Source organism: Streptomyces mauvecolor (assembly GCF_039532965.1).
GTDB classification, from domain to species: Bacteria; Actinomycetota; Actinomycetes; order Streptomycetales; family Streptomycetaceae; genus Streptomyces; species Streptomyces violascens.
Map to the genome: position 1 here is coordinate 726,613 of NZ_BAAASQ010000008.1, position 20,748 is coordinate 747,360.

At 71.0% G+C, this 20,748-nt stretch carries 20 protein-coding genes and 1 pseudogene; 12 read left to right on the forward strand and 9 right to left on the reverse strand.

What is annotated here, in order from left to right:
* The first annotated feature begins 120 nt into the window (after positions 1-120).
* Positions 121-1,167 (forward strand): tetratricopeptide repeat protein, encoded by a 1,047-nt coding sequence (locus ABD346_RS11290; RefSeq protein WP_344374153.1) that lies wholly within the window; start codon positions 121-123, stop codon positions 1,165-1,167.
* Between the two features lie 59 nt (positions 1,168-1,226).
* The gene (locus ABD346_RS11295) at positions 1,227-2,294 is read left to right on the forward strand and encodes a polyprenyl synthetase family protein (RefSeq protein WP_344374155.1); all 1,068 of its coding nucleotides are present in this window, start codon (positions 1,227-1,229) and stop codon (positions 2,292-2,294) included.
* A gap of 6 nt (positions 2,295-2,300) precedes the next feature.
* Here ABD346_RS11295 and ABD346_RS11300 read toward each other — a convergent pair whose 3' ends face one another.
* On the reverse strand, positions 2,301-3,356 hold the full coding sequence (locus ABD346_RS11300) for an isopenicillin N synthase family dioxygenase (RefSeq protein WP_381228739.1): 1,056 nt from the start codon (positions 3,354-3,356) through the stop codon (positions 2,301-2,303).
* Positions 3,357-3,849: 493 nt separating this feature from the next.
* On the opposite strand from ABD346_RS11300, the gene ABD346_RS11305 reads away from it, so the two are divergent.
* Positions 3,850-4,413: a GNAT family N-acetyltransferase gene (locus ABD346_RS11305; RefSeq protein WP_344374156.1), complete on the forward strand. Its 564-nt coding sequence runs from the start codon at positions 3,850-3,852 to the stop codon at positions 4,411-4,413.
* Positions 4,414-4,517: 104 nt separating this feature from the next.
* Here ABD346_RS11305 and ABD346_RS11310 read toward each other — a convergent pair whose 3' ends face one another.
* The gene (locus ABD346_RS11310; RefSeq protein ID WP_344374157.1) at positions 4,518-4,961 is read right to left on the reverse strand and encodes an SPW repeat protein; all 444 of its coding nucleotides are present in this window, start codon (positions 4,959-4,961) and stop codon (positions 4,518-4,520) included.
* 278 nt (positions 4,962-5,239) lie between these two features.
* Here ABD346_RS11310 and ABD346_RS11315 point away from each other — a divergent pair, with 278 nt between their 5' ends.
* Entirely contained in the window at positions 5,240-6,112 is an 873-nt protein-coding gene (locus ABD346_RS11315) for a class I SAM-dependent methyltransferase (protein ID WP_344374159.1), read from the forward strand.
* Positions 6,113-6,203: 91 nt separating this feature from the next.
* Here ABD346_RS11315 and ABD346_RS11320 read toward each other — a convergent pair.
* Positions 6,204-6,467, reverse strand: a pseudogene (locus tag ABD346_RS11320) (esterase); the annotation flags it as partial.
* A 233-nt stretch (positions 6,468-6,700) separates the two neighbouring features.
* On the opposite strand from ABD346_RS11320, the gene ABD346_RS11325 reads away from it, so the two are divergent.
* Positions 6,701-7,012, forward strand: coding sequence for a cupin domain-containing protein (locus ABD346_RS11325; protein ID WP_344374160.1), 312 nt, complete (start codon positions 6,701-6,703; stop codon positions 7,010-7,012).
* Between the two features lie 76 nt (positions 7,013-7,088).
* Here ABD346_RS11325 and ABD346_RS11330 read toward each other — a convergent pair whose 3' ends face one another.
* A complete protein-coding gene (locus ABD346_RS11330; RefSeq protein ID WP_344374161.1) occupies positions 7,089-7,487 on the reverse strand; it encodes a MerR family transcriptional regulator in 399 nt (132 codons plus the stop codon).
* A gap of 88 nt (positions 7,488-7,575) precedes the next feature.
* Positions 7,576-8,067, reverse strand: a complete 492-nt coding sequence (locus tag ABD346_RS11335) for a GNAT family N-acetyltransferase (protein ID WP_344374162.1) — start codon at positions 8,065-8,067, stop codon at positions 7,576-7,578.
* Positions 8,068-8,199: 132 nt separating this feature from the next.
* On the opposite strand from ABD346_RS11335, the gene ABD346_RS11340 reads away from it, so the two are divergent.
* Positions 8,200-9,477 carry an RNA polymerase sigma factor gene (locus ABD346_RS11340; protein ID WP_344374163.1) on the forward strand — a complete coding sequence of 426 codons (1,278 nt, stop codon included), beginning with the start codon at positions 8,200-8,202 and terminating at the stop codon, positions 9,475-9,477.
* On the opposite strand, the gene ABD346_RS11345 is transcribed toward ABD346_RS11340, so the two are convergent.
* Both ABD346_RS11345 and ABD346_RS11350 read right to left on the reverse strand, forming a co-directional pair.
* Positions 9,451-10,635: a flavin-dependent oxidoreductase gene (locus ABD346_RS11345; RefSeq protein WP_344374164.1), complete on the reverse strand. Its 1,185-nt coding sequence runs from the start codon at positions 10,633-10,635 to the stop codon at positions 9,451-9,453. The genes ABD346_RS11340 and ABD346_RS11345 overlap by 27 nt on opposite strands.
* A 138-nt stretch (positions 10,636-10,773) precedes the next feature.
* Positions 10,774-11,952, reverse strand: coding sequence for a serine hydrolase domain-containing protein (locus ABD346_RS11350; RefSeq protein WP_344374166.1), 1,179 nt, complete (start codon positions 11,950-11,952; stop codon positions 10,774-10,776).
* Positions 11,953-12,260: 308 nt separating this feature from the next.
* Between ABD346_RS11350 and ABD346_RS11355 the strand changes: the two genes are divergently transcribed.
* Entirely contained in the window at positions 12,261-14,174 is a 1,914-nt protein-coding gene (locus ABD346_RS11355; RefSeq protein WP_344374167.1) for a bifunctional metallophosphatase/5'-nucleotidase, read from the forward strand.
* A 34-nt stretch (positions 14,175-14,208) separates the two neighbouring features.
* Complete coding sequence (locus ABD346_RS11360; protein WP_344374168.1) at positions 14,209-14,889, forward strand: formylglycine-generating enzyme family protein; 681 nt, start codon at positions 14,209-14,211, stop codon at positions 14,887-14,889.
* 22 nt (positions 14,890-14,911) lie between these two features.
* Here ABD346_RS11360 and ABD346_RS11365 read toward each other — a convergent pair whose 3' ends face one another.
* Complete coding sequence (locus ABD346_RS11365; RefSeq protein ID WP_344374170.1) at positions 14,912-15,742, reverse strand: class I SAM-dependent methyltransferase; 831 nt, start codon at positions 15,740-15,742, stop codon at positions 14,912-14,914.
* 61 nt (positions 15,743-15,803) lie between these two features.
* On the opposite strand from ABD346_RS11365, the gene ABD346_RS11370 reads away from it, so the two are divergent.
* The 3 genes from ABD346_RS11370 (at position 15,804) to ABD346_RS11380 (ending at position 19,828) form a co-directional block, all read left to right on the forward strand.
* Positions 15,804-16,412: a TetR family transcriptional regulator gene (locus ABD346_RS11370; RefSeq protein WP_344374172.1), complete on the forward strand. Its 609-nt coding sequence runs from the start codon at positions 15,804-15,806 to the stop codon at positions 16,410-16,412.
* A 117-nt stretch (positions 16,413-16,529) separates the two neighbouring features.
* Entirely contained in the window at positions 16,530-17,342 is an 813-nt protein-coding gene (locus tag ABD346_RS11375) for a class I SAM-dependent methyltransferase (protein ID WP_344374474.1), read from the forward strand.
* Between the two features lie 590 nt (positions 17,343-17,932).
* Positions 17,933-19,828, forward strand: a complete 1,896-nt coding sequence (locus ABD346_RS11380; RefSeq protein ID WP_381228938.1) for a bifunctional metallophosphatase/5'-nucleotidase — start codon at positions 17,933-17,935, stop codon at positions 19,826-19,828.
* 148 nt (positions 19,829-19,976) lie between these two features.
* Here the strand turns inward: ABD346_RS11380 and ABD346_RS11385 are convergent, their stop codons facing one another.
* On the reverse strand, positions 19,977-20,318 hold the full coding sequence (locus ABD346_RS11385; RefSeq protein ID WP_344374175.1) for a hypothetical protein: 342 nt from the start codon (positions 20,316-20,318) through the stop codon (positions 19,977-19,979).
* A 246-nt stretch (positions 20,319-20,564) separates the two neighbouring features.
* Between ABD346_RS11385 and ABD346_RS11390 the strand changes: the two genes are divergently transcribed.
* Entirely contained in the window at positions 20,565-20,717 is a 153-nt protein-coding gene (locus ABD346_RS11390; RefSeq protein WP_344374176.1) for a hypothetical protein, read from the forward strand.
* Positions 20,718-20,748: the final 31 nt, after the last annotated feature.

Sequence of the window (20,748 nt, forward strand, 5' to 3'; positions counted from 1 at the left end):
GACTTCAGATGTACGGCACACGAGCTCTGAGGCTGACTCCTCGGCACCCGGTTGTCTCATAGCTTCGTGATCAAGGCGGGAGCGCTCTGCTTCCGCATTCCGATCCGAAGCGAGACAACCATGTACGGCAAGGCATTCGCCCCCGAGTACCGGGGATCCTTGGGCGAGCTCTCGGTGAACACATCCCTGGAGGAAGTGCTCGCCAAGGCCGTCGAGGAGCAGCGGCGGGCCCAACTGAGTGGCGATGCCGTGGAGTTGGCGCACGCGGGGCTCGCCGTGGCCGAGGCGAGCAGGCGGCTCGGCCACGTGGACGAGGCCGAGCGGGCGTGGAAGGACAGCTACCGTGCGGCCCGCCGGGCGGACGACCGGGGCGCGATGGCCTGGGCGGTGTGGAGCGGCGGCACCCTGGCCCGCCAGCGCGGCGACCTCGCACTTGCCCGGCGCCGGCTCGCCACCGCGGCAGAACTCGCCGAACAGGGCGGCGACATCGTGGCCCGCGGCTACTCCCTGGCCGGGCTCGCCGAGACCGGACGCATCCAGGGCGACTACGAGGCCGTGGGCAGGCTCCACGAGAAGCTGCTCGCCGAGGCGCGCAAACGGGGCGAGGCCCGGCACACGGTGTGGGCGCTCGAAGGCATCGCGCAGATGCACCGCAACACCGGCTCCTTCGACAGCGCGCTCGCCCTCTTCGAGGAGGCCGCGCAGATAGCCGGCGACGCGGGTGACGACCGCGGCCGGGCCTGGGCGCTGCGGGGCATCGCCGATGTGCGCTCCGCCCAGGGCGACCCGGAAGCGGCGTTGGCCCTGCTCACCGAGGCGGAGGTGCTCTGCCGCGAGATCCAGCTGGTCGGCGCGCTCGCCTACAACCACAAGATGCGGGGCAACGTGCTGTACCGGGCGGGGCGCTACGCCGAGGCCGAGGAGTGCTACAGCGGGTCGCTGGCGGAGTTCCGCGCGATGGGCGAGCCGCGCGGCGAGGCGCTGTCCCGGCTCGGCCTGGTGAAGGCCAAGGCCCGGCAGGGGCGTGCGGCGACCGAGACCGCGGCCGACCTCGACGTGCTGGAGCGAGCGCTCCGCGACATCGGGTTGCAGCACGCCGAAGCCATGATCGGCAAGGCGCGCGCGGAGCTGGGCGTCACGGCCGCCGACGCCGTTCCCGCCCACTGAGCGCGGCCCCCGCGATGTCCTCAGCATCCTCCGCACGGCACACGACAGGAACAGAGCCCATGTCCACCCAGGCCGGTCTGCACACCCCCGTATCCCTCAAGGCCAGGCCGTCCGCGCCCGCCACCCTCACCCGTTGCCGGGAACTCGTCGAGCCGGCGCTGCGCAAGGCCGTCCAGGGTCTGCACCCCGGGCCCGGCCGCATCGCGGCGCATGCGTTCGGCTGGTGCGAGGCGGACGGTACGCCGAGTTCCGGGGGCGGCGGCAAAGGGGTGCGGCCGGCGCTCGCCGTGCTCGGGACGGAGGCGGTGAGCGCGAGCGCGGAGGCGGCGATACCGGCGGCCGTGGCGATCGAGCTGATCCACACGTTCTCGCTGATGCACGACGACATCATGGACGGCGACGAACGCAGGCGACACCGCGACAGCGCCTGGAAGGCCTTCGGCACGGGGCCCGCCGTCCTCGCGGGCGACGCCCTGTTCGCCCTCGCCGTCCGTACGCTGGCCGAGGCCAGTGGTGCGGGAAGCGGTGCGGCTGTCCGTCAACTGACCGTGATGATGGGTGAGTTGGTGCACGGCCAGGCCGATGACGTGCTGTTCGAGTCCCGTCCGTGGACCGGCCCGGGGGCGGTGGGCCTCGCCGAGTACCGAGCCATGGCGGCGCGCAAGACGGGTGCCCTGCTGGCCTGCGCGACCGCCCTCGGGCCGGTCCTCGCGGGCGCCCCGCCGCTGCTCACGGACACGCTCGCGCGGGCCGGACAGCAGTGGGGGCTCGCCTTCCAGGCGGTCGACGACGTGCTGGGCATCTGGGGCGACCCCGCCGTCACCGGAAAGCCGGTGCACAGCGATCTGCGGCGCGGAAAGAAGACGCTGCCCGTCCTCGGGGCGATGGCGATGGACCCGTCCCTCGGGCCCCGCCTGGAGGGCCTGCTCACGGCGAGCCCCGACGAGGCCGCCGTGCGGCGCGCCGCCGGCCTCGTCGAGGAGGCCGGCGGACGCGCCTACGCCCTGCGGGACGCGCGCACCCGGGTGGCCGCCGCGCGCGACCAACTGCGCGCGGTCCCGCTGGAGGCGTCGTGCGTGGACGAACTGATCGCCCTCTCCGAGCTGTTGCTCGACCGCCGGCTATAGGGGCGGCTACGACGTCAGGGTGGATCCGGCGAGCGGGCGCTCCGTGAGCAGCAGGTCCGCGTGGTGGCGGGCGGCCACCAGGGGGTGGGCCCGCAGCTTCCCCTTGAGTTCGTTGCGGCCGTACTCGGCGAACAGCGGGTTCGCCGGGTCCGCGGTGGCGCCGGGGGCGTGCGCCGCGTACGGGAAGGGCAGCGGCTCGATGCGGGCGTCCAGGCGCGGGTTGTAGAAGAACGGCACCGAGAAGCGCTCGGTGGCTCCGGCCGGGCTCACCACGCGGTGGTTGGTGGCGAGCAGGTAGCCGTTGGTCGCGACTTCGAGCAGCTCACCCAGGTTGACGACGAAGGCTCCGGGCAGCGGCGGCACGTCGTGGAAGCGGCCGTCCTCGCGCTGCACCTGGAGTCCGCCGACGGTGTCCTGGTGCAGCAGGGTGAGGAAGCCGTAGTCCTTGTGGGCGCCGACGCCCTGGGCGGTGCCGTCCTCGGCGCTGCCCGGGTAGCGCACCAGCTTGAGGTGCAGATGGGCCCGGTCGCCGAATACGTCGTCGTAGAAGTCCTGGGGCGCGCCGATCGCGGCGAGCAGCTCGTGCAGCAGCTTCTCGGCGACCGCGCTGAGCCTCTCGATCCAGGTGAGCGCGGCGGTGCGCAGCGCCGGCAGGGCACTGGGCCACTGGTTGGGCCCCTCCAGCCACCAGTACGCGGGCTCGCCCGGGCCGGGTATGTGCGCGGGGCGTTCGGCGCCGATGTCGAGCTGGTCGCGCCAGTCGCGGGAGCCGCCGGTGCGCTCGTCGCCGATGCGCGTATAGCCGCGGAAATGGGGCGAGTTGACGTTGTCGATGGCGAGCCGGTCCGCCTCGGGCAGCCGGAAGAACGCCCGCATGGTGTCGTTGAGCGCGGCGGTCTCGGCGTCGGTGACGCCGTGCCCGACCAACTGGAAGAAGCCGACGCCGTGGGCGGCGTTGTGGAGCTCGGTGTGCAGCTGCCGCCGGGCCTCGGGGCCGCGGTCGGCGGCGGAGAGGTCGATGATCGGGAGCTGCGAGGAGGACACGTACGACATGGGAGCCATCCGCTGGAATATGTCCCGGCCGGCGCGGGTGGGCGCGGTCACGGCTCCGCCGGGGTGAGGCGGGCGCCGCGGGAGGCACGGGGAGGGTGAAGGGGGGCCTGGGTCAGCGAGAAGTGCGACAGGCCATGCTCGTAACGCGGACGTAGTCCACGTGGCGGCGTCGAACGAGCGGAGGCATGTCGCCAGGTTACTCCCGGGCGGCCCCCTGGAGCTGTGATCGCCCTCACATGCACGGGTGAGGGCCGTGATCACGACTCGGGGGACGGCGGTCGCCCGCGGTCGGCGGCCGGGCCGGCCGAACGGGCGGCGCGAGTGGGCACCGGGTAACTCACCCTCCGCTTCCGGAACCGGTGATTCCCGCATCGTTGAAACGCCCCTGTCTGTCCCCGGTCGAGTGGAGAGCATCTTCGCCCCGGCGGGCGGGGTTGCACCAGACCCCGGTTTCGGCGGGCGTAGATCGACAGCCGGGCGGGCGAGCGGAGAGGATGCCGGGGTGAGCACCCTTGCTCCCGGGGCCATCGCGACCGCGCGGCTCGACCTCCTGCCGCTCCGTGTCGCCCACGCCGAGGAAATGGCCGGAGTGCTGTCCGACCCCGCGCTGCATGCGTTCATCGGCGGCGCCCCGGACACCCCGCAGTCCCTCCGCGCGCGCTACGAGCGCCTGACCGCCGGCTCTCCCGACCCCGGGGTGAGCTGGCTGAACTGGGTGATCCGGCTCCGCGACGAGGGATGCCTGGCGGGCACGGTCCAGGCGACGGTGGGCCCGGCCCCGCACGGGGCGGTCGCCGAAATCGCGTGGGTGGTGGGAACCGCCTGGCAGGGCCGGGGCGTCGCCACCGAAGCGGCCCGGGGGCTCGTGGAGTGGCTCGGTCGGCAGCCCGTGCGGGAGGTGTTGGCGCACATCCATCCCGAGCACCGCGCGTCCGCGGCCGTTGCCGCGGCGGCGGGTCTGGCGCCGACCGATGTGTGGCAGGACGGCGAGCGCAGGTGGTTGCGCCGGGTGGTCCCAGAGGTCGACGGCGCCCGCACCGACTCCGGTTTCCAGACCGGGAGTTGAGGCGCGGGTGCCGTACGAGTCGGGTGGTTCACCGCATCCCGGCTACCTTCGGGCCCGTACGGTCGACGAAGTCCTCACGGTGTTCCGGGTGGCGGCGCAGGACGTCAGGTCGCCCTTCGGCCCCTGGACATCAGAATGCCGCCCGCGACCAGTGCGAACAGGCACACACAGGCGCCTGTGATGACGTTGCTGAGGATGGCTCCGGTGCCGGCGCTGCGCGCGACGACCCACGGCGAGACGATCAGCCAGGCTCCGAGGAGCAGGACCACGAAGTTCAGGTCCGTGGACCTCTCCGGGGCCATGGACATGCACAGGCCCAGGACCGCGAGGGCTATGCCGACGACCAGGTTACTGAGGGCCAGGGTGGGCTTGGCGGCCGAGAAGTGGACCGTCCAGCCGGAGATCGCTGCGTATATGCCGGCGAGGATCACGAGCTCCTCGACCGCCGCGACGCCGCGGGTTTCCATCATCCTCGCGTAGCGGTCCCGCATCTCCGATACATCGGGGTGCCCCGAAATATCACCGGGGCGGTGTGAGACGTCGGCCATCCGACTCGCCTCCTTCTGAAAGTCTGCACGTCTGGCCGCGCTGCGACACTGTGTCGCGCTCCTATTGTGCGCTTATGTCGCCTTTATGTGTAGGGGTGGAATTCGGCAATCCGGCCGATGGGTGTGGTGGTCGCCCTGCGTTTTGTGCGTGATACGGAGCGTTGTGATCGCCGTCCCGGACCGGGTTTTCCTTCGATGGCGGGGGAGTTTCAACAGGGGGTGTCCGGGCCATGCCCCGCGGTCATCTTCCGGTCATCTGGCAGGAGTAGGACCGGGCCATGTCACAAACGACGAGTGCACCGGTGCCGCCCCCGGCCGGCTTCTCCGATGTCAAAGGCTGGTTCTGGCCGGCCGACCAACTGCTGTTCGACTGGTTCCTGAAGCGTCAGGAAAAGACCCCGGAACAGGCGGGTGACCTGCTGGAACTCGGCGCCTACCTGGGCAAGAGCGCGATTTTCATCGGCGGGTATCTGCGGCCCGGCGAGGAGTTCACGGTCTGCGACCTCTTCGACTCACCGGCACCGGACGACCCCAACAGTGCCGAGATGGGCCGGTCGTACTCGACGCTGACCCGCCGCGGCTTCGAGGCGAACTACCTCGCCTTCCACGAAGAGCTGCCCACCGTCGTGCAGGCGCCCACCTCCGTCATCGCCTCCCGCCTGAAGCCGGACAGCTGCCGCTTCATCCACGTCGACGCCTCGCACCTGTACGAGCATGTGCACGGCGACATCGAGGCCGCCAGGGAGCTGGCCGCCCCGGACGCGATCGTGGCCTTCGACGACTTCCGGGCCGAACACTGCCCCGGCGTCGCGGCGGCGGTCTGGGGAGCGGTGGCCACCATGGAGCTCAAGCTCATCTGCATCACCGGCACCAAGGCGTACGGCACTTGGGGCGACGCCGAGCCGGTGCGCGCCGAACTCCTCGCATGGCTGAAGTCGCGCACGGACCTGTGGCACGGGGTGGAAGAGGTGGCGGGCGCCCCGCTGATCCGGATCGACGGCAAGAAGGCCAAGGCCCCCACCCCGCCCCAGCCCCTGCACCCGGCGGCCCCGCCGGAGCGGCCGGCCGAGCCGGAGCCCGCCGCGCCGGTTCCGGTTGCCGCGTCGCAGGGTCTGTTCGCCAGGGTCCTCGGCGGTCGGCGCCGCCGCTGAGAACCCTGCGGCCGGCCCCGGCGCGCCCTGCGGGGCGTCGGGGCCGGATGGCTCAACGGGGCAGGAACTCCAGGAACCCGTCGCCCAGTTGAGCCGAGTGGTCGACCACCACGCCGACCCCCTGCTCCTGCCCGAACAGATCCGTCCACGAGCCGAAGAACAGGAAGCTGTTGTTCGTCGCGAGCCCCACCGCGGCGAACACCAGCAGCTGAGTCACCACCAGCAGTCCCAGTCGGCCCAGGACGGTTTTCCAGTTCTGGCGCGCCAGGCGCGGCCACAGCCAGATGGTGACCGTGAACATCACCACCGCGCAGAGCACGGTCAGTGCCAGCACGTTGTTACTCGTGAGACCCATGGGTCGATAGAACTCTCTGCCAGAAGTACACCCGGGCACGCCCGAGCGGCACCGCTCTGGGGTGCCCGGAAAGGTAGACAGGGATGCGGGCGGATCCGTTCCAGCGCGGAGCCGACATCCTTTGCCGTTCGGTCGACCGGCGGGGTCCGGCGGGCGCATAGCCTTCGAGGCATCCACAGATCCACCCGGAACGGTCGGCTGCGCCATGCCCGACCGCGGAGGAGGCATACGCCTTGAGCCCGATCAACCTGCTGAAAACCGCTGCCGGTCTCCCCGCCGGATGGCGCTCGCTCGTCCTGGGGGAGGTGGGGCCGGCCTGTGTGAAGGTCCTCAGGATGGACGAGCTGCCGATCGCCGAGGAGCGGCACGGCATGACGGAGGCCCTGCTCGTCCTGGACGGCCGACTCGAACTCACCGTCGCCGGCCGGCCCGTGACCGTGAACGCGGGCGAGCTGCAGATGGTCCCGGCGGGGGCCGCGCACGCGGTGCGCCCCGGGAGCCATGGCGTCCTCGTCCTCGTGGAGGTCGAGGAAGGGGCCCCGTGAACGGCCCTTCAGTTCCTGGCGGTCCATCAACTCGTCCTGCGCGCCTGGGAGTTGAGAGCCTCGGACCGCCCGCGGTTCAGCGGGCCGCGGAGGCCTCCGGGATGCGCTCGGGGGTCGCTCCGCCGCTCACCGTGTCGAGATACTCCGACACCGCGTCGCGGTTGCGGATCAGGCATTCGATGCGCTGCGTCATGCGGTCGCGTTCGAGGGTGAGTGTGGAGAGCATCTCCGGGGTGGCGTCGGGGAAGTGGATGACGCGGGGCTTGTTGAGGCAGGGGAGGATCTGCTTGATGATGCGGGTCGGAAGCCCCGCGTCGAGCAGTCCCCGGATCTGCAGGACCCGGTCCACGAGGTTCTCGTCGTAACTGCGGTAGCCGTTGGGGGAGCGGCTGGAGATGATCAGGCCCTGCTCCTCGTAGTAGCGCAGCAGCCGACGCGACGTGCCGGTGCGCTCCGAAAGCTCTCCGATGCGCATGTGCTCCTCCTTGCGGATCGACTCCCTCACCCTCACACGCGTGTGAGGCTACGGGCGAGTGTACGACCAGGGCCTCCGCGGTGGTCGGCTATCGGCCAAGTCGCAGATCCCGTACGAAGCGGAGGCCCGGGCGGCCGTCCAGCTGGAGCGGCGTGGTGGGGGTGAATCCGGTACGGGCAAGGACCGTCCGGGAACCGGTGTTGTCCAGGGTCGTGACGGCGGTCAGCGTGGTGAGGCCGTACTCCGCGAGGGCCAGCGCGCAGGCCTCGCGTACGGACGCCGTGGCCAGCCCCTGCCCGGCGGCCCGCTCGGCGATCCGGTACCCGAGCTCGGCCGAACCGTCAGCGGCATCAACCAGGTTGACACGGCCGAGCACCGAACCGTCGTCGTCCACCACGAGGTGGAAGAAGCAGATGCCCGCCTCCTGCTCGGCCAGCAGTGCGCGGTGGCGGGCGTCGAAATGAGTGAAGTAGTCGTCGCCCCGGTCGGAGATCGACGCGGCGAAGTACGCCCGGTTCTCGCGCTCGAACTTCAGGAGGGCCGGGGCGTGATCGAGGCGGAGACGCTGGAGCCGGTGCATGCGGCCAAGGCTACGCAACCGGGTGCGGACGGAAGCCGCGAGGGGGTGTCCGCCGGGACGCGTGAGCGGCATCCGGACGGCCCGCCGGGCCGAGCTTGCCGCGTCTGCGCGGGACTGCTCTGATGGGTGGCCGTGACGGCAGCAAGTGCGACCGAGACGGTCGAAGCGGTATTCAGGATCGAGTCCGCGCGGATCATCGCGGGGGTCGCCCGCATCGTGCGGGACGTCGGCATCGCGGAGGAACTCGCGCAGGACGCCCTGGTCGCGGCGCTGGAACAGTGGCCCGACTCGGGCGTCCCTGACAAGCCCGGCGCCTGGCTCATGGCCACCGCCAAGCATCGCGCGATCGACCTGGTCCGCCGCAAGGAGACGTACGCCCGCAAGCTGGCGGAGGTCGGGCGGGCCCTCGAAGACGTGCCGCCGCCCGACCCGGCGGACTTCGACGACCCGGACCGCATCGACGACGACCTGCTGCGGCTCATCTTCACCGCCTGCCATCCCGTCCTTTCGACCGAGGCCAGGATCGCCCTCACCCTGCGCCTGCTCGGCGGGCTGACCACACAGGAGATCGCCCGCGCGTTCCTGGCTCCCGAGCCCACGGTCGCCCAGCGCATCGTCCGCGCGAAGCGGACCCTCGCCAAGGCCGGGGTCCCTTTCGAGGTGCCCTGCGGTGCCGACCGGGACGCCCGTGTCGCCTCGGTCCTCGAAGTCATCTACCTCGTCTTCAACGAGGGGTACTCCGCGACGGCCGGCGACGACCTGGTCCGCCCCGCACTGTGCGAGGACGCGCTGCGCCTGGTGCGCGTGCTCTGCGCCCTGATGCCGAAGGAGCCCGAAGTGCACGGCCTGGCCGCGCTGCTGGAGTTCCAGTCCTCCCGCATCGCGGCCCGCACCGGACCCGGCGGCGAGCCGGTGCTGCTCGCCGACCAGAACCGTGCCAAGTGGAACAGGCTGCTCATCCGCCGGGGCATCGAGGCCCTGCACCGCGCGGGTGACGGCCCGTACTCCATCCAGGCGGCGATCGCCGCGTGCCACGCGCAGACCATGCGCTACGAGGACACCGACTGGACGTCGATCGCCCTCCTCTACGGCCGTCTGATGGCTCTGACTCCGTCCCCCGTGATCGAGCTGAACCGGGCGGTGGCCGTGGCGATGTCCGAAGGTCCTGCGGCAGGCCTGGCACTGGTGGACGCGCTGCGGGACGAACCGGCCCTGAAGGGCTACCACTTGCTGCCGAGCGTACGAGGAGATCTCCTGGAGCGCCTGGGCCGGCCGGCCGAAGCGAGGGCGGAGTTCGAGCACGCGGCCTCCCTGACCCAGAACGCCCAGGAAAAGGACCTCCTCCTGAAGCGTGCCTCGCGCGCCGACCCCGACGGCTTCGGCTCAGCCGGGGGTCAGGGAGGCGCGTGAGTTGAGGACGGCCACATCGCTTCCCGTGGCGTGCCGGTAGGTGTCGGTCATCCGCGCAAGGCCGCGCGCGGAACCGCTGCTCGACCGGCTCATCTCCCGGTTGGCCAGGACCACCGCCGCTGTCGCCTCCCGGCGCAGGCTCTCGTACCGGGAGAGACCCGTCGGAACGTCACCGGCCGCCGCGAGTTCATGGGCCAGCACGCGGGCGTCGACGATCGACTGGGACGCGCCGTTCGCGCCCACCGGATACATCGGGTGCGCGGCGTCGCCGAGCAGGGTCACCCGGCCGCGCCCCCACGAGGGCAGCGGTTCCCGGTCGACCATCGGGTACTCCAGGATCCCCGGGCTGTTCGCCAGCAGGCCCGGCACGTCCAGCCAGCCCAGCGACCAGTCCTCGAAGTACGGCAGCACGTCCGCGAGGCGGCCCGCGCTGTTCCAGTCCGCTCCCTCGGCGAGCGGGCCCGGCTCCGCCACGCGCACCTGCGCCACCCAGTTGATCCGGCCGCGCCCGATCGGATAGGCGACCAGTTCCACGTCCCCCTCCCGGACGATCACCATCGAGCGGCCGGAGAGGAACGGCTCGGCCCGCGTCACACCCCGCCACATCCGGACGCCCGACCACAACAACGGCCCGCCGTCCGGATGCAGCCGCGCCCGGACGGCGGAGTGCAGCCCGTCCGCACCGATGAGTGCCGCGGCGCCGCACCCTTCCACGGCACCGCTCGCCCGGTGCAGCAGCCGGACGCGGACCTCGTCGGCCTCCTCCGCGAAGTCCACCAGCCGCATGCCGGTGCGTACCGCGTCGGTGCCCAGCCGTTCGCGGACCGCCGCGAGGAGCAGGAGTTGCAGCTCGCCGCGGTGGACCGAGTACTGCGGCCATCGGTAGCCCTGCGCCAGCCCCCTTGGTTCCGCGAAGAGCTGATGGCCCTTCGCATCGCTGTACACGTTCTCGGAGGTGGCGACCCCGGTCTCCGCGAGGTGCTCGCCGAGGCCGAGCTCGGTCAGTTCGCGCACCGCGTGCGGCAGCAGGTTGATGCCGACCCCCAGCGGCCGGATCTCCCGCGCGCTCTCCATCACCACCGCGTCGACGCCCGCCGCGTGCAGACTCAGCGCGGCGGTGAGCCCGCCGATCCCCGCCCCCGCTATCAGTACCGTCATGACCGACATCCTTTCTTCCGGCTCCACCCTGCGACGGCCGAAGCCGGAAGTCCAAGACATGTCAGGTCTCGGAGTCAGAAGAATTCCTTATGGCTCTTGTGCAACTGAACGGGGGGTGCAACTGCCCGCTTCGGTACGTCATTTCGTCCCGCAGAACTCCGCGTCCGTGACCTTCGTCGAGTCGCCCGTCCAGTCCCCGTTGAAGTTGAAGGCCAGTGAGTGTCCGGCGTCCTTCGTCACCATGGCCTCCGAGCTGGAGCCGTGGATGCCTCCGGAGTGGCCCCACACCTCGGTGCCGCAGGACAGCCTGACCTTCATCAGGCCAAGACCGTACGAGGAGTGGGGGATCTCGTCGCTGGGCACGGTCGTCGTCATCTCCGCCAGCTGGCGCGGCGGCAGCAGCTTCCCGCCCAGCAGTGCCCGGTAGAACCGGTTGAGATCAAGGGAGTTGGAGACGACCTCGCCCGCCGAGCCTCCGACCGACGGGTTGAGTTCGGTGACGTCGTACACCTGGTCCGGGGCGCCGCCCAGTGTCGAGTACGCCCGGCCGCTCGGCTGCGGCATCCGGGCGTCGGTGCCGGGGAACGAGGTGGAGCGCAGGTTCAGCGGACGCAGGATGCGCCGCTCGGCCTCCTGCGCGTATGAACGGCCGGTGACCTGCTGGATCACCATTCCGGCGAGGATGTAGTTGGTGTTCGAGTACTTCCAGCTCGTGCCGGGTGCGAAGTCGGGCCGGTGGGCCACGGCCGTGCGCACGAGGCGCTCGGGGGTCCAGGTGTCGTAGCGGTGCTGGAGGAAGCCGGGGCCGAAGACCAGCTTCCGGAAGTCCGGGTCCGCCGTGTAGTTGTAGATCCCGCTGGTGTGGTTGAGGATTTGGCGCAGAGTGATCGCGCGCCCGTCGTTCCCGTTGCCCCGCACCAGGCCCGGCAGCCACGTGTCCACCGAGTCGTCCAGGCTCAGCCTGCCCTCCGCCTCCAGCTGGAGCAGGACGGTCGAGATGAACGTCTTGGTGATCGAGCCGACCCGGAAGGTGTCCTGCGCCTGGCGCTCGCGGCCGGTGCGCGTGTCGGCGACGCCCGCCTCGCCGGTCCAGCGGCCGCGCCGGTCCTCGGCGACGCCGATCACCCCGGGCACACCCGCCGCGACCGTGGCGTCCATGGCCTGCTGAGTGGCGCGATGGCCGACGGGGTGTGCATCTCCGGCGGGCTGTGCCTGTTGCGCCGAAGCGGGTGCGACGAACGCGGTGGCGATCACCGCGCCGGCGAGGACCGCCCCGAGGATCGCGGTCCTGACTCTCCGTACCGTACGTACTGCCATGGGGGCCTCTTCCCGTGAGTGCTCGTGTGGCGCGCCGGTCGGCCGATAGGACCCGGGGGCGGGTGAGGGAGTTGAGCGGGCCTGGTGCGGTTGAGCGGGATTCGGCCGTTTGCCCGCCCTGCACCTGCCGGGACTCCGCGACACGAGGGCCCCTTTTGCCGTGCAAGCGTGCCTGCCGCGAGCCGACGACTTAGGTTGGGCGCGCCCGATCCCTTCGCCACGGGGGCGAGGGAATGCACCCGGCGCGACGCGTGTCCGGCGCATGTCCGCGGACGCGGGGAAGCCTCGACCCGAGACAGGGGACCCACGTGCGCGAGCTCGGCCGGCGCAGTTTCATGACCGCGGCAGGTTCGCTGGGGGCCCTCCTCGCCACCGGGACCCCCGCCTTCGCCACCCCGCACGCGCGGGACGCGGCGAGCGCGCACGAGTACGTCGACGTCCAGCTGCTCAGCATCACCGACCTGCACGGCTTCCTCCAGGGCGCGCCCGGGGCGGACACCGTGATCACCGGTGCCGGCGGGCGGCGGTACGAGGTGGGCGGGGTCGCCTATATGGCCACCCACCTGGAACGGCTGCGGGCCGGCCGGGCGAACTCGATCTTCTTCGCGCCGGGTGACCTGTTCTCGGGCTGGACGATGGCCGCCGAATCCATGGCGGACGAGCCCACCATCGAGGCGCTCAACCGCCTCGGCCTGGACTTCGCGACGGCCGGCAACCACGAGTTCGACCGCACACCCGGCTTTCTGACCGGCCACATGCAGCACGGCATCCCGTACCCGGGGATGGGGCACACCAACACGTTCTACGACTCCCAGGGCGAACCGTTCGTCGGGGCGACGTTCCGCTACTACTGCGCCAACGCCGTGTGGCGGCACAGCGGCCGGACGGTGCTCCCTCCGTACAACATCGAATGGGTCACCGCACCGGGCGGGCGTCGGCTGCCGATCGGGTTCATCCACCTGACGACGGTCGGCATGGAGCGCTTCTCCACCTCCTACCAGCCCGCCCTCTCGACGCTGGACGAGGTCGCCACTGTCAACCGGTGCGCCGCGGAGCTGAAGGACCGCGGCGTCAACGCCATCGTCCTGAGCATGCACGACGGGGCCGTGGCCGGGAACGACTTCAACAGCGCGACGACCCCGTCCGGCCCCGCATACGATCTGGCGCTTGCGGTGTCGGCCGACATCGACGTGATCGTCACGGGCCACTGGCACTGTGCGTTCAACATGATGCTGCCCGACCCCCAGGGCAATCCCCGCCCGTTCGTGGAGGCGGGCTGCCACGGCCAGCTGATCAACGAGATCAACCTGCGGCTCGACCCGCGCACCGGCGCCGTCGTCCGCGCGCTGACCACATCCACCAACCACCCCAACTCCCGTGACGTGGCGCCCGATCCGGCCCTCAAGGAGATCGCCGACTACTGGACGGGCTGTGCGAGGCGGCGCAGCACCACTCCCATCGGCCGGGTGACCGCCTCCTTCACGAGGCGCCTCAGCTCCACCGGCGAGAGCACGATGGGAAACCTCGTGGCCGACTGGGCGCTGTGGGCCGGCCGCCAGAAACCGGACACGTTCGACAACTCCAACATCCACCCGAACGATCCCGCCGACCTCGCTCTGATCGCGGTGGCCCCCCGCACCGGCCGCACCGTCATCGGCAACGGGCTGCCGCACATCCCGTCCTCGGGCGGGGTCGTCACCTTCGACCGGGCGTGGAAGGCCGTCGGCTACGGCTGTCCCGTCATCACCGCCACCGTCACGGGACAGACCCTCCACGACGCACTGGAACAGCAGTGGGCCACGCACGACGGGGACCTCACCTACGCGCCCCTCGCCGTCTCCGCCAACGTCCGCTACGCCTTCGACGCCGCCGCGCCGCCCGGCGAACGCGTCAGACCCGCCGACGTCCTCATCGACGGCATCCCGCTCGACCTCCGCGCCTCGTACCGGCTCGCCTCGACGTCGTACACCTTCATCGGCGCCGACGGCTATCCGGCTCTCCTGAAGCACACCGAGGCCGTCCGGCACACGCGCGACTTCGAGAGCTTCAACGCCTTCGTACGCGCCAAGTCCCCCTTCGGGCCTGCTCCGTTGGGCCGGGTGAGGGCGGTCAACGAGTCGGCGCCCGGCGCGTGTCTCGGCACCCTTCCTCCGCACCCCTACACCCGTGCCCTGCCCCCGCCGGCCCACCGCGCGTGCGAGAGCCCGCTGACCGAAAAGTAGGGGCGGGACGAGCCCTGGCTAGGATCACTTGATCATGGACGCGAATGCGATGGCCGGGGAAGAGATGATCGCAGTTCCGCCGGGGCGGGTCACGCTGTCGGACCGGCGGACGCAGCGCAGTTGGCAGGTCGACGTCGCGGCGTTCCGCCTCGGCATGCACCCGGTGACCCAGGGGGCGTACGCGCGGGTCACCGGCGAGTGGCCCAGCATCGCGCACGGTGAGCGACGGCCCGTCGAGGGTGTCTCCTGGCTGGACGCGGTCCTCTACTGCAACTCCCGTTCCCGGCAGGAGGGGTTGACGCCTGCGTATCGCCACGTCGACAGCGAGAGCGTCGCATGGGACGCGTCCGCCGACGGCTACCGGCTCCCGACCGAGGCCGAGTGGGAGCACGCGTGCCGGGCCGGCACGACCGGGGCGCGGTACGGCCCGCTGGGCGAGATCGCCTGGCACCGGGCCAACTCGGGGGAGCGGATCCACGAGGTGGGCGGCAGGCGGCCCAACGCATGGGGCCTCCACGACATGCTGGGCAATGTGTGGGAGTGGTGCTGGGACGTCTACGACGCCGAGGTCTACAAGAGCTACCGGGTGCTGCGCGGCGGCGGGTGGTTCGACGAGCCCTGGAGCTGCCGGGCCTCCGTGCGGCGCCGCAGCCACCCGACGTTCCGGATCGACGACGTGGGGTTCCGGGTGGCGCGGTCCGCGCCGCCCATGTGAGCCCAGATGCCCCAACTGCCGGTCAGGCGGCGCCCGTTCGGGTCGCGGCGACCGCCACCGTCGCGTAGCGCATCGTGAAGCTGCCGCCCAGCGCGTCGACGGCGGCCCCCGCCTCCCGCACCACCTCGGCCAGCTTGTCCGGTGCGAGGCCGGTGAGGATGCCGTAGGTGGGCAGTTGGTCCAGCCATGCGTCGCGGGTGCAGGACCACTCCCAGTCGAAGCGCCACTGCTCCGGCTCGCCGAATCCGCCCGCCTCGAGAATCCCGTCGGCGGACTTGGTGAGCATCGCCGCGTACGCGTCGAGGGTGCTCTTCGCCATCGCCCGGGGATCGAACGGGGAGCCGGGCACGACCCGCCGGTAGGCGGTGCCGAAGGCCTCCGCCACTTCGGGCGGGAGCTGGAAGGCGTTCCAGAACGCGGTGAGCAGGCCGCCGGGCCGCAGTGCCTGTGCGGCCTTGGCCGCCCCCGCGACCGGGTCGATCCAGTGCCAGGCCTGCCCGGCGGTGACCGCGTCGAAGGTCCGCCCGGCCGGCTCCCAGTCCTCGACCCTCGCCACGTCGACCTCGACCCCGAATCGCCGCGCCACGTCGGCCATCCGCGCGTCGGGCTCGACCCCCACCACGTGGCACCCCATCGCCCGCAGCTGCCGGGCGGCGATTCCGGTGCCGCAGCCGACGTCGAGGATGTCGGGGCCGGGGGCGGCGGCGACGATCCGGCGCACCAGGGCCTCGGGGTAGCGCGGGCGGGCCCGTTCGTAGCGCTCGGCGTCCGAGCCGAACGACTCGGCCATGCGGCGGGCCCTATGGGGCTCGTCTTCAGCAGGACAGGGCTGCTCCGGAGGTAGAGTGGGCATGTGCCCACTATTGTGGGCACGTGCCCACTCGTCAAGGGTGGAGACCGGGAGAGGATCCGCGATGCCGACAGGTGTGGCCCTGCAGGACCCACGCGAGCAACTGTTCAACGCCGCCGAGCGGATCCTGCTCCGGGACGGTGCCGGCGCGCTGACCAGCCGGGCCGTCACCACGGAGGCGGGCTGCGCCAAGGGCGTGCTGCACCGGCACTTCACCGACTTCGACGACTTCCTCGCCGGGCTCGTCCTCGACCGCATCGGCCGGCTCGACTCCCAGGCCGCAGCCCTGCGCGAGGCGGCCGGAACCGGCACGGTCGCGGACCGCCTCGCCGACGCGCTGACGGAGCTGTTCGGCCCGGTCGCCATGGCGGTCGTCGGCCTCGTCATCTCCCGGGACGCCCTGCGCACCCGGCTGCGCCGGACCACGCCGCGCGGGCTCCCCCTCCTGACGGAGGCCACTGCCATGATCGCCACGTACCTCGGCGCGGAGCGCGACCTGGGCCGCATCGCGATGGATGCCGACATCGACGCCCTCGCGCCCACGCTGATCGGTGCCGGACACCTGCTGTTCGCCGGGCAGGACGGCGCACCGCTCAAGGCCGAGGACGTCCGCAGGACCGTGACCACGGTCATCGCCGGAGTCGTGCGCGAGGCGCCGAAGACATCGACCTGACAGGCTGTCAGGCACTTACCTTCCCGGCGTGCTGGGTAGTGTCGTGGCGCAATGGTGTCCGTGAGGGGAGACCTGTTGACCGACACGACCGACGGCTTCGACCCGGCAGTGCGGCGGATGATGTCGTCCAACGAAGCGAACTGGGATGCCCGCACCCCGGTCCATCTCGCCAGCCGTTTCTACGGCCTGGCCGACAGGACGGCCGACCCGGAGCGTTGGTTCGGGGCGTACGAATGGGAGGACCTCGGCGAGCTGAAGGGCCGGGACGTCCTGCACCTCCAATGCCACCTGGGTACCGAGACGGTGGCGTTCGCCGCGCGCGGAGCCCGCACCGTCGGGCTCGACCTCTCCGGCGCCTCGGTGTCGGCGGCACGGACGGTGGCCGCCGAGTCGGGCCTGGATGTCGAATACGTCCGGGCCAACGTCTACGACGCGGCCCGGGAGCTGGACGGGCGCCGGTTCGACGTCGTCTACACCGGCAAGGGCGCCCTGTGCTACCTCCCGGACCTGCCCAGCTGGGCCGAGACGATCGCCGCCCTGCTGCGCCCCGGCGGACGGCTCTACCTCGTCGAGTTCCACCCTCTGTTCAACTCCCTCGGCCCCTCGCCGGGCCCGGGCGAAGGCGGCGAACTGCTGCTGCGCCACGACTACTTGGGCGGCCGGGGCCCGGTCCGCCGCGACGCGACGTACACCTACACCGACGGTCCGGCCGTGCAGGGCGCCACGGAGTGCTTCGAGTGGATGCACGGGCTCGACGAGGTGATCACCGCGCTCCTCGGCGCGGGCCTCGCGATCACCGGTCTGCGCGAGAGCCACGAACTGCCCTGGCCCCGATGGCCCCAGATGGTGGCGACCCCGCAGGGCTGGTGGCGGCTGCCCGACACAGCGCCGCGCATTCCGCTCCTATATGCCCTGACCGCGCAGCGCTGACCTCTGCGACGGCCTCCTCCGGTGCCCCAACTCCCTTGTCCCTAGCCTGATTTGGAGAGGTAGCAGCGGGGGACAATCAATACCGGGTGCATCCCCCGCACCGCCCCCGCGCGGGGCGTGCGGCGAGGAACGGGGAAGGGGCGGCCTGCTATGAGGAGAGGTAAAAGCCGGTTAGCCTTGGGCGCCCCCGAGCCCCGTCCTGCGAGGGGACTTCGCGCCCGCGCCGCATTCCCCGGATCGCTGACACGTATTCATGACGCTTGCGCACAAACAGGGTTGAACGACGCCCGTTTCAGTTCAGCCACTCGTCATGTGACGCATCCTCCGCGTTTCGCGCGTCTTTTTCTGTCCTTGTGGTTCGTGCGCTTGAGTGGTGCGTGTTGGCCGCCCGGAGCCGACGCTCGTTCTCCGGCGGCGTGTCATGGGTTCGGCCATCCTGTTGTGTTGTATTTCTTGTGCCCGCAATCAATGGATTCGTGTCGCGTAGTTCTTCGGGCCGCCAGGTGGGGAGCCGGAACGTCGTTCCCGGCGTGGCTGCGTAGCTTTCGGATGAGGGAGTCGATATGTGGGGCGTGGGTCGACGCAGCTTCATGACTGTGGCGGGATCACTCGTGACGATGGCGGCGACGGGCACGCCGGCCCTGGCCAGTGGCCACGCCCGCGACGCCGCGACCGCGACCGAGTACGTGGACGTACAACTGCTCAACATCACCGACCTGCACGGCTATCTGCAGGCTCCGCCGCCGGGCGACGCGGTCATCACCGGCGCCGGCGGCCAGCAGTTCACCGTGGGCGGGGTCGCCTACCTGGCCACGCACCTGGCAAACCTGCGCGCCGGACGCACCAACTCGATTTTCTTCGCGCCGGGCGACCTGTTCTCGGGCTGGGAGTTCCCGGCCGAGTCGCTGGCCGACGAGCCGACCATCGAGGCACTCAACCGGTTGGGACTCGACTTCGCGACCGCCGGAAACCACGAGTTCGACCGCACCCCCGGATTCATGATCGACCACATGGAGCACGGCAGACCGTACACGGGCGAGGGCTGGACGAACAGTTTCCCCGACTCCACCGGCCGGACCTTTCCCGGCGCGAAGTTCCGTTACTACTGCGCCAACATGCTGTGGGGGAATTCGGGAAGGACCGTCCTTCCCCCGGTGAATGTGGAGTGGGTGCACGGCGCCGGCGGGCGCCGCATTCCGATCGGATTCATTCACCTCACGGTCACCGGAACAGAGACCTCGTCCACGGGATTCCAGACGGCGCTGCGCATGCTGGACGAGTTGCAGACCGCGAACCGCTATGCGGCGCTGCTCAAATCGCAGGGCGTCAACGCGATTGTGCTCAGCATGCACGACGGAGCAGTGGCCGGAAGCGATTTCAACAGCGGGAGCCAGCCCACGGGGCCCGCCTACGATCTCGCGCTCGCCGCGTCGCCCGACATCGACGCCATCGTCACGGGGCACTGGCACTGCGCGTTCAACATGATGGTGCCGGACCCCTCCGGCCGACCCCGCCCGTTCGTCGAGGCGGGCTGCCACGCGCAGCTCATCAACGAGATCAACCTGCGCCTCGACCCGGTGACGGGCAAGGTCGTACGGGAGCTGACCACCTCGACCAACCACCCCAACACCCACGATGTGACGCCCGATCCGTCCCTCAAGGAGACCGCCGACTACTGGACCGGCTACGCCGACAACCGCGGCGCCACCCGGGTCGGCCGCCAGACGGCCACGTTCACGCGCACCCTGAACAGCCTGGGCGAGAGCACGATGGGCAACCTCGCGGCCGACTGGGCGCTGTGGGCCGGGGCGCAGAGCCTGGACCCCTTCGACACGGGCAACATCTACCCCAACACCCCCGCCGACCTGGCCCTGATCGCACTCGCCCCGCGTCTGGGGCCGAGCGTCATCAACACCGACCTCACGCTCGACGCGACCACCCAGGGGGCGGTCTCCTACCGCAAGGCGTTCAACGCGGTGGGCTACGGCAACCCCATCCTGACGGCCACCGTCACCGGCCAGGTCATCCACGACACGCTGGAACAGCAGTGGAAGCTGAAGGGGACCGTCCTCACGTACGCGCCCTTCGCCGTGTCGCACAACGTGCGGTACACGTTCGACGCCGCCGGCTCCGCGGGCAACCGCGTCGCCCCGGCCGATGTCCTCATCGACGGCACGCCGCTCGATCTGCACGCCACGTACCGGCTCGCCACGACGGCCTACACGATGATCGGCGCGGACGACTACCCGGCGCTGCTCGACCACTCGTCGCCGGTGCGCCACACCCGCGACTTCGAGAGCTTCGTGGCGTACGTCCAGAGCCAGTCCGTCCTCACCCCCGCCCCGCTCGGCCGGGTCTCCGCGCGCAACGCGACCGCACTGCGCGCGGAGACGGGCCAGCTGCTGCCGGTGCCCAGGACGCTCACCGCGGAGGCCGGGCCCCGGGTGGCCTCGGCGGGCACGAAGGGCGGCGCGGGGCGCTGCTGAGCGGTACATCCCGCCCCCGCGCTTGTGCCGGGTGGTGGCTGCCGCCGGGCTCACGACTGCGCGCCGGTGGTGAAGGGGGCGCCCGGTGTGCTTCTTGGCGCTCGTGGGGGCCGCGTTGTTCGAAATGCCCCCGGGCCGGGACGTGCCGTCAGCCGTCCCGGCCGCTGTCGTCGTCACAGGGATCGCGGCCCGGCAGCGGCGGAAGGCTCAGATCGCGCGGCACCGGGCCACCGACGGTGCCGCGCCGGTAGCGCTGCACACGGACCTGAAGGTGCATGCGGCGCGCCTGCCTGCCCAGTTCGCGGCGCTCACGACGGCCGTCCTCGTCGTCGTCGAGCTCCGCCGACCGCCGACGGGCCTCCCAGAACGCGCGTTCCTGCGCGGCGGCCTCCTCCCCGGCCGATGCGGCCGGGCCGGACGAAGCCGTCGAACCGGCCGGAGCATCAACATCATTCCGCTTGTTCGGATCGTTGTCGAATTCTTCCCTCATGTTCTCAGCGTCGCACGAATTCCGCCGAGTTGGCCGTTGACTGCCGGATGGCGGTGCCCCTAACGTCGCACCCTAGGCGGCTGTCGCATTCGTCGCGGCAGATTTCGTCGGCGCTCAGATAACCGCGCACCCGTTCCATCGCACATGGATTCGGTCCGGTGCAGCCACAAAGGATCAGTCGAAACACGATCACGGCCGAGCCGGTCCGTTTTGTTGGGAATCAACGAGCGACGGAGGTACAGGCATATGCGTGAGGAAAAGGCGAATCAGTCGTCCGTGGACGACTGTCTCGGTGAGGACGAACTGGTCGGCTTCGAAGAGGTCGAGCAGCCCGGAGCGGACGTCGTGAGCATGGGCGACGCCAGCTACACCAAGATGCTCGGCCGTATCTACAACTGAGCGGAAGCCGATACGGGGGCGGCGGCCTGCC

Bases quoted from the DNA above. Each gene is read 5' to 3' on its own strand.
- ABD346_RS11360 (WP_344374168.1), top strand. From the start codon at position 14,209: ATGGACGCGAATGCGATGGCCGGGGAAGAGATGATCGCAGTTCCGCCG.
- ABD346_RS11365 (WP_344374170.1), bottom strand. From the start codon at position 15,742: ATGCCCACTCTACCTCCGGAGCAGCCCTGTCCTGCTGAAGACGAGCCC.
- ABD346_RS11300 (WP_381228739.1), bottom strand. From the start codon at position 3,356: ATGGCTCCCATGTCGTACGTGTCCTCCTCGCAGCTCCCGATCATCGAC.
- ABD346_RS11335 (WP_344374162.1), bottom strand. From the start codon at position 8,067: ATGCACCGGCTCCAGCGTCTCCGCCTCGATCACGCCCCGGCCCTCCTG.
- ABD346_RS11345 (WP_344374164.1), bottom strand. From the start codon at position 10,635: ATGACGGTACTGATAGCGGGGGCGGGGATCGGCGGGCTCACCGCCGCG.
- ABD346_RS11295 (WP_344374155.1), top strand. From the start codon at position 1,227: ATGTCCACCCAGGCCGGTCTGCACACCCCCGTATCCCTCAAGGCCAGG.
- ABD346_RS11310 (WP_344374157.1), bottom strand. From the start codon at position 4,961: ATGGCCGACGTCTCACACCGCCCCGGTGATATTTCGGGGCACCCCGAT.
- ABD346_RS11375 (WP_344374474.1), top strand. From the start codon at position 16,530: ATGATGTCGTCCAACGAAGCGAACTGGGATGCCCGCACCCCGGTCCAT.
- ABD346_RS11380 (WP_381228938.1), top strand. From the start codon at position 17,933: ATGACTGTGGCGGGATCACTCGTGACGATGGCGGCGACGGGCACGCCG.
- ABD346_RS11370 (WP_344374172.1), top strand. From the start codon at position 15,804: ATGCCGACAGGTGTGGCCCTGCAGGACCCACGCGAGCAACTGTTCAAC.
- ABD346_RS11290 (WP_344374153.1), top strand. From the start codon at position 121: ATGTACGGCAAGGCATTCGCCCCCGAGTACCGGGGATCCTTGGGCGAG.
- ABD346_RS11315 (WP_344374159.1), top strand. From the start codon at position 5,240: ATGTCACAAACGACGAGTGCACCGGTGCCGCCCCCGGCCGGCTTCTCC.
- ABD346_RS11330 (WP_344374161.1), bottom strand. From the start codon at position 7,487: ATGCGCATCGGAGAGCTTTCGGAGCGCACCGGCACGTCGCGTCGGCTG.
- ABD346_RS11390 (WP_344374176.1), top strand. From the start codon at position 20,565: ATGCGTGAGGAAAAGGCGAATCAGTCGTCCGTGGACGACTGTCTCGGT.
- ABD346_RS11385 (WP_344374175.1), bottom strand. From the start codon at position 20,318: ATGAGGGAAGAATTCGACAACGATCCGAACAAGCGGAATGATGTTGAT.
- ABD346_RS11350 (WP_344374166.1), bottom strand. From the start codon at position 11,952: ATGGCAGTACGTACGGTACGGAGAGTCAGGACCGCGATCCTCGGGGCG.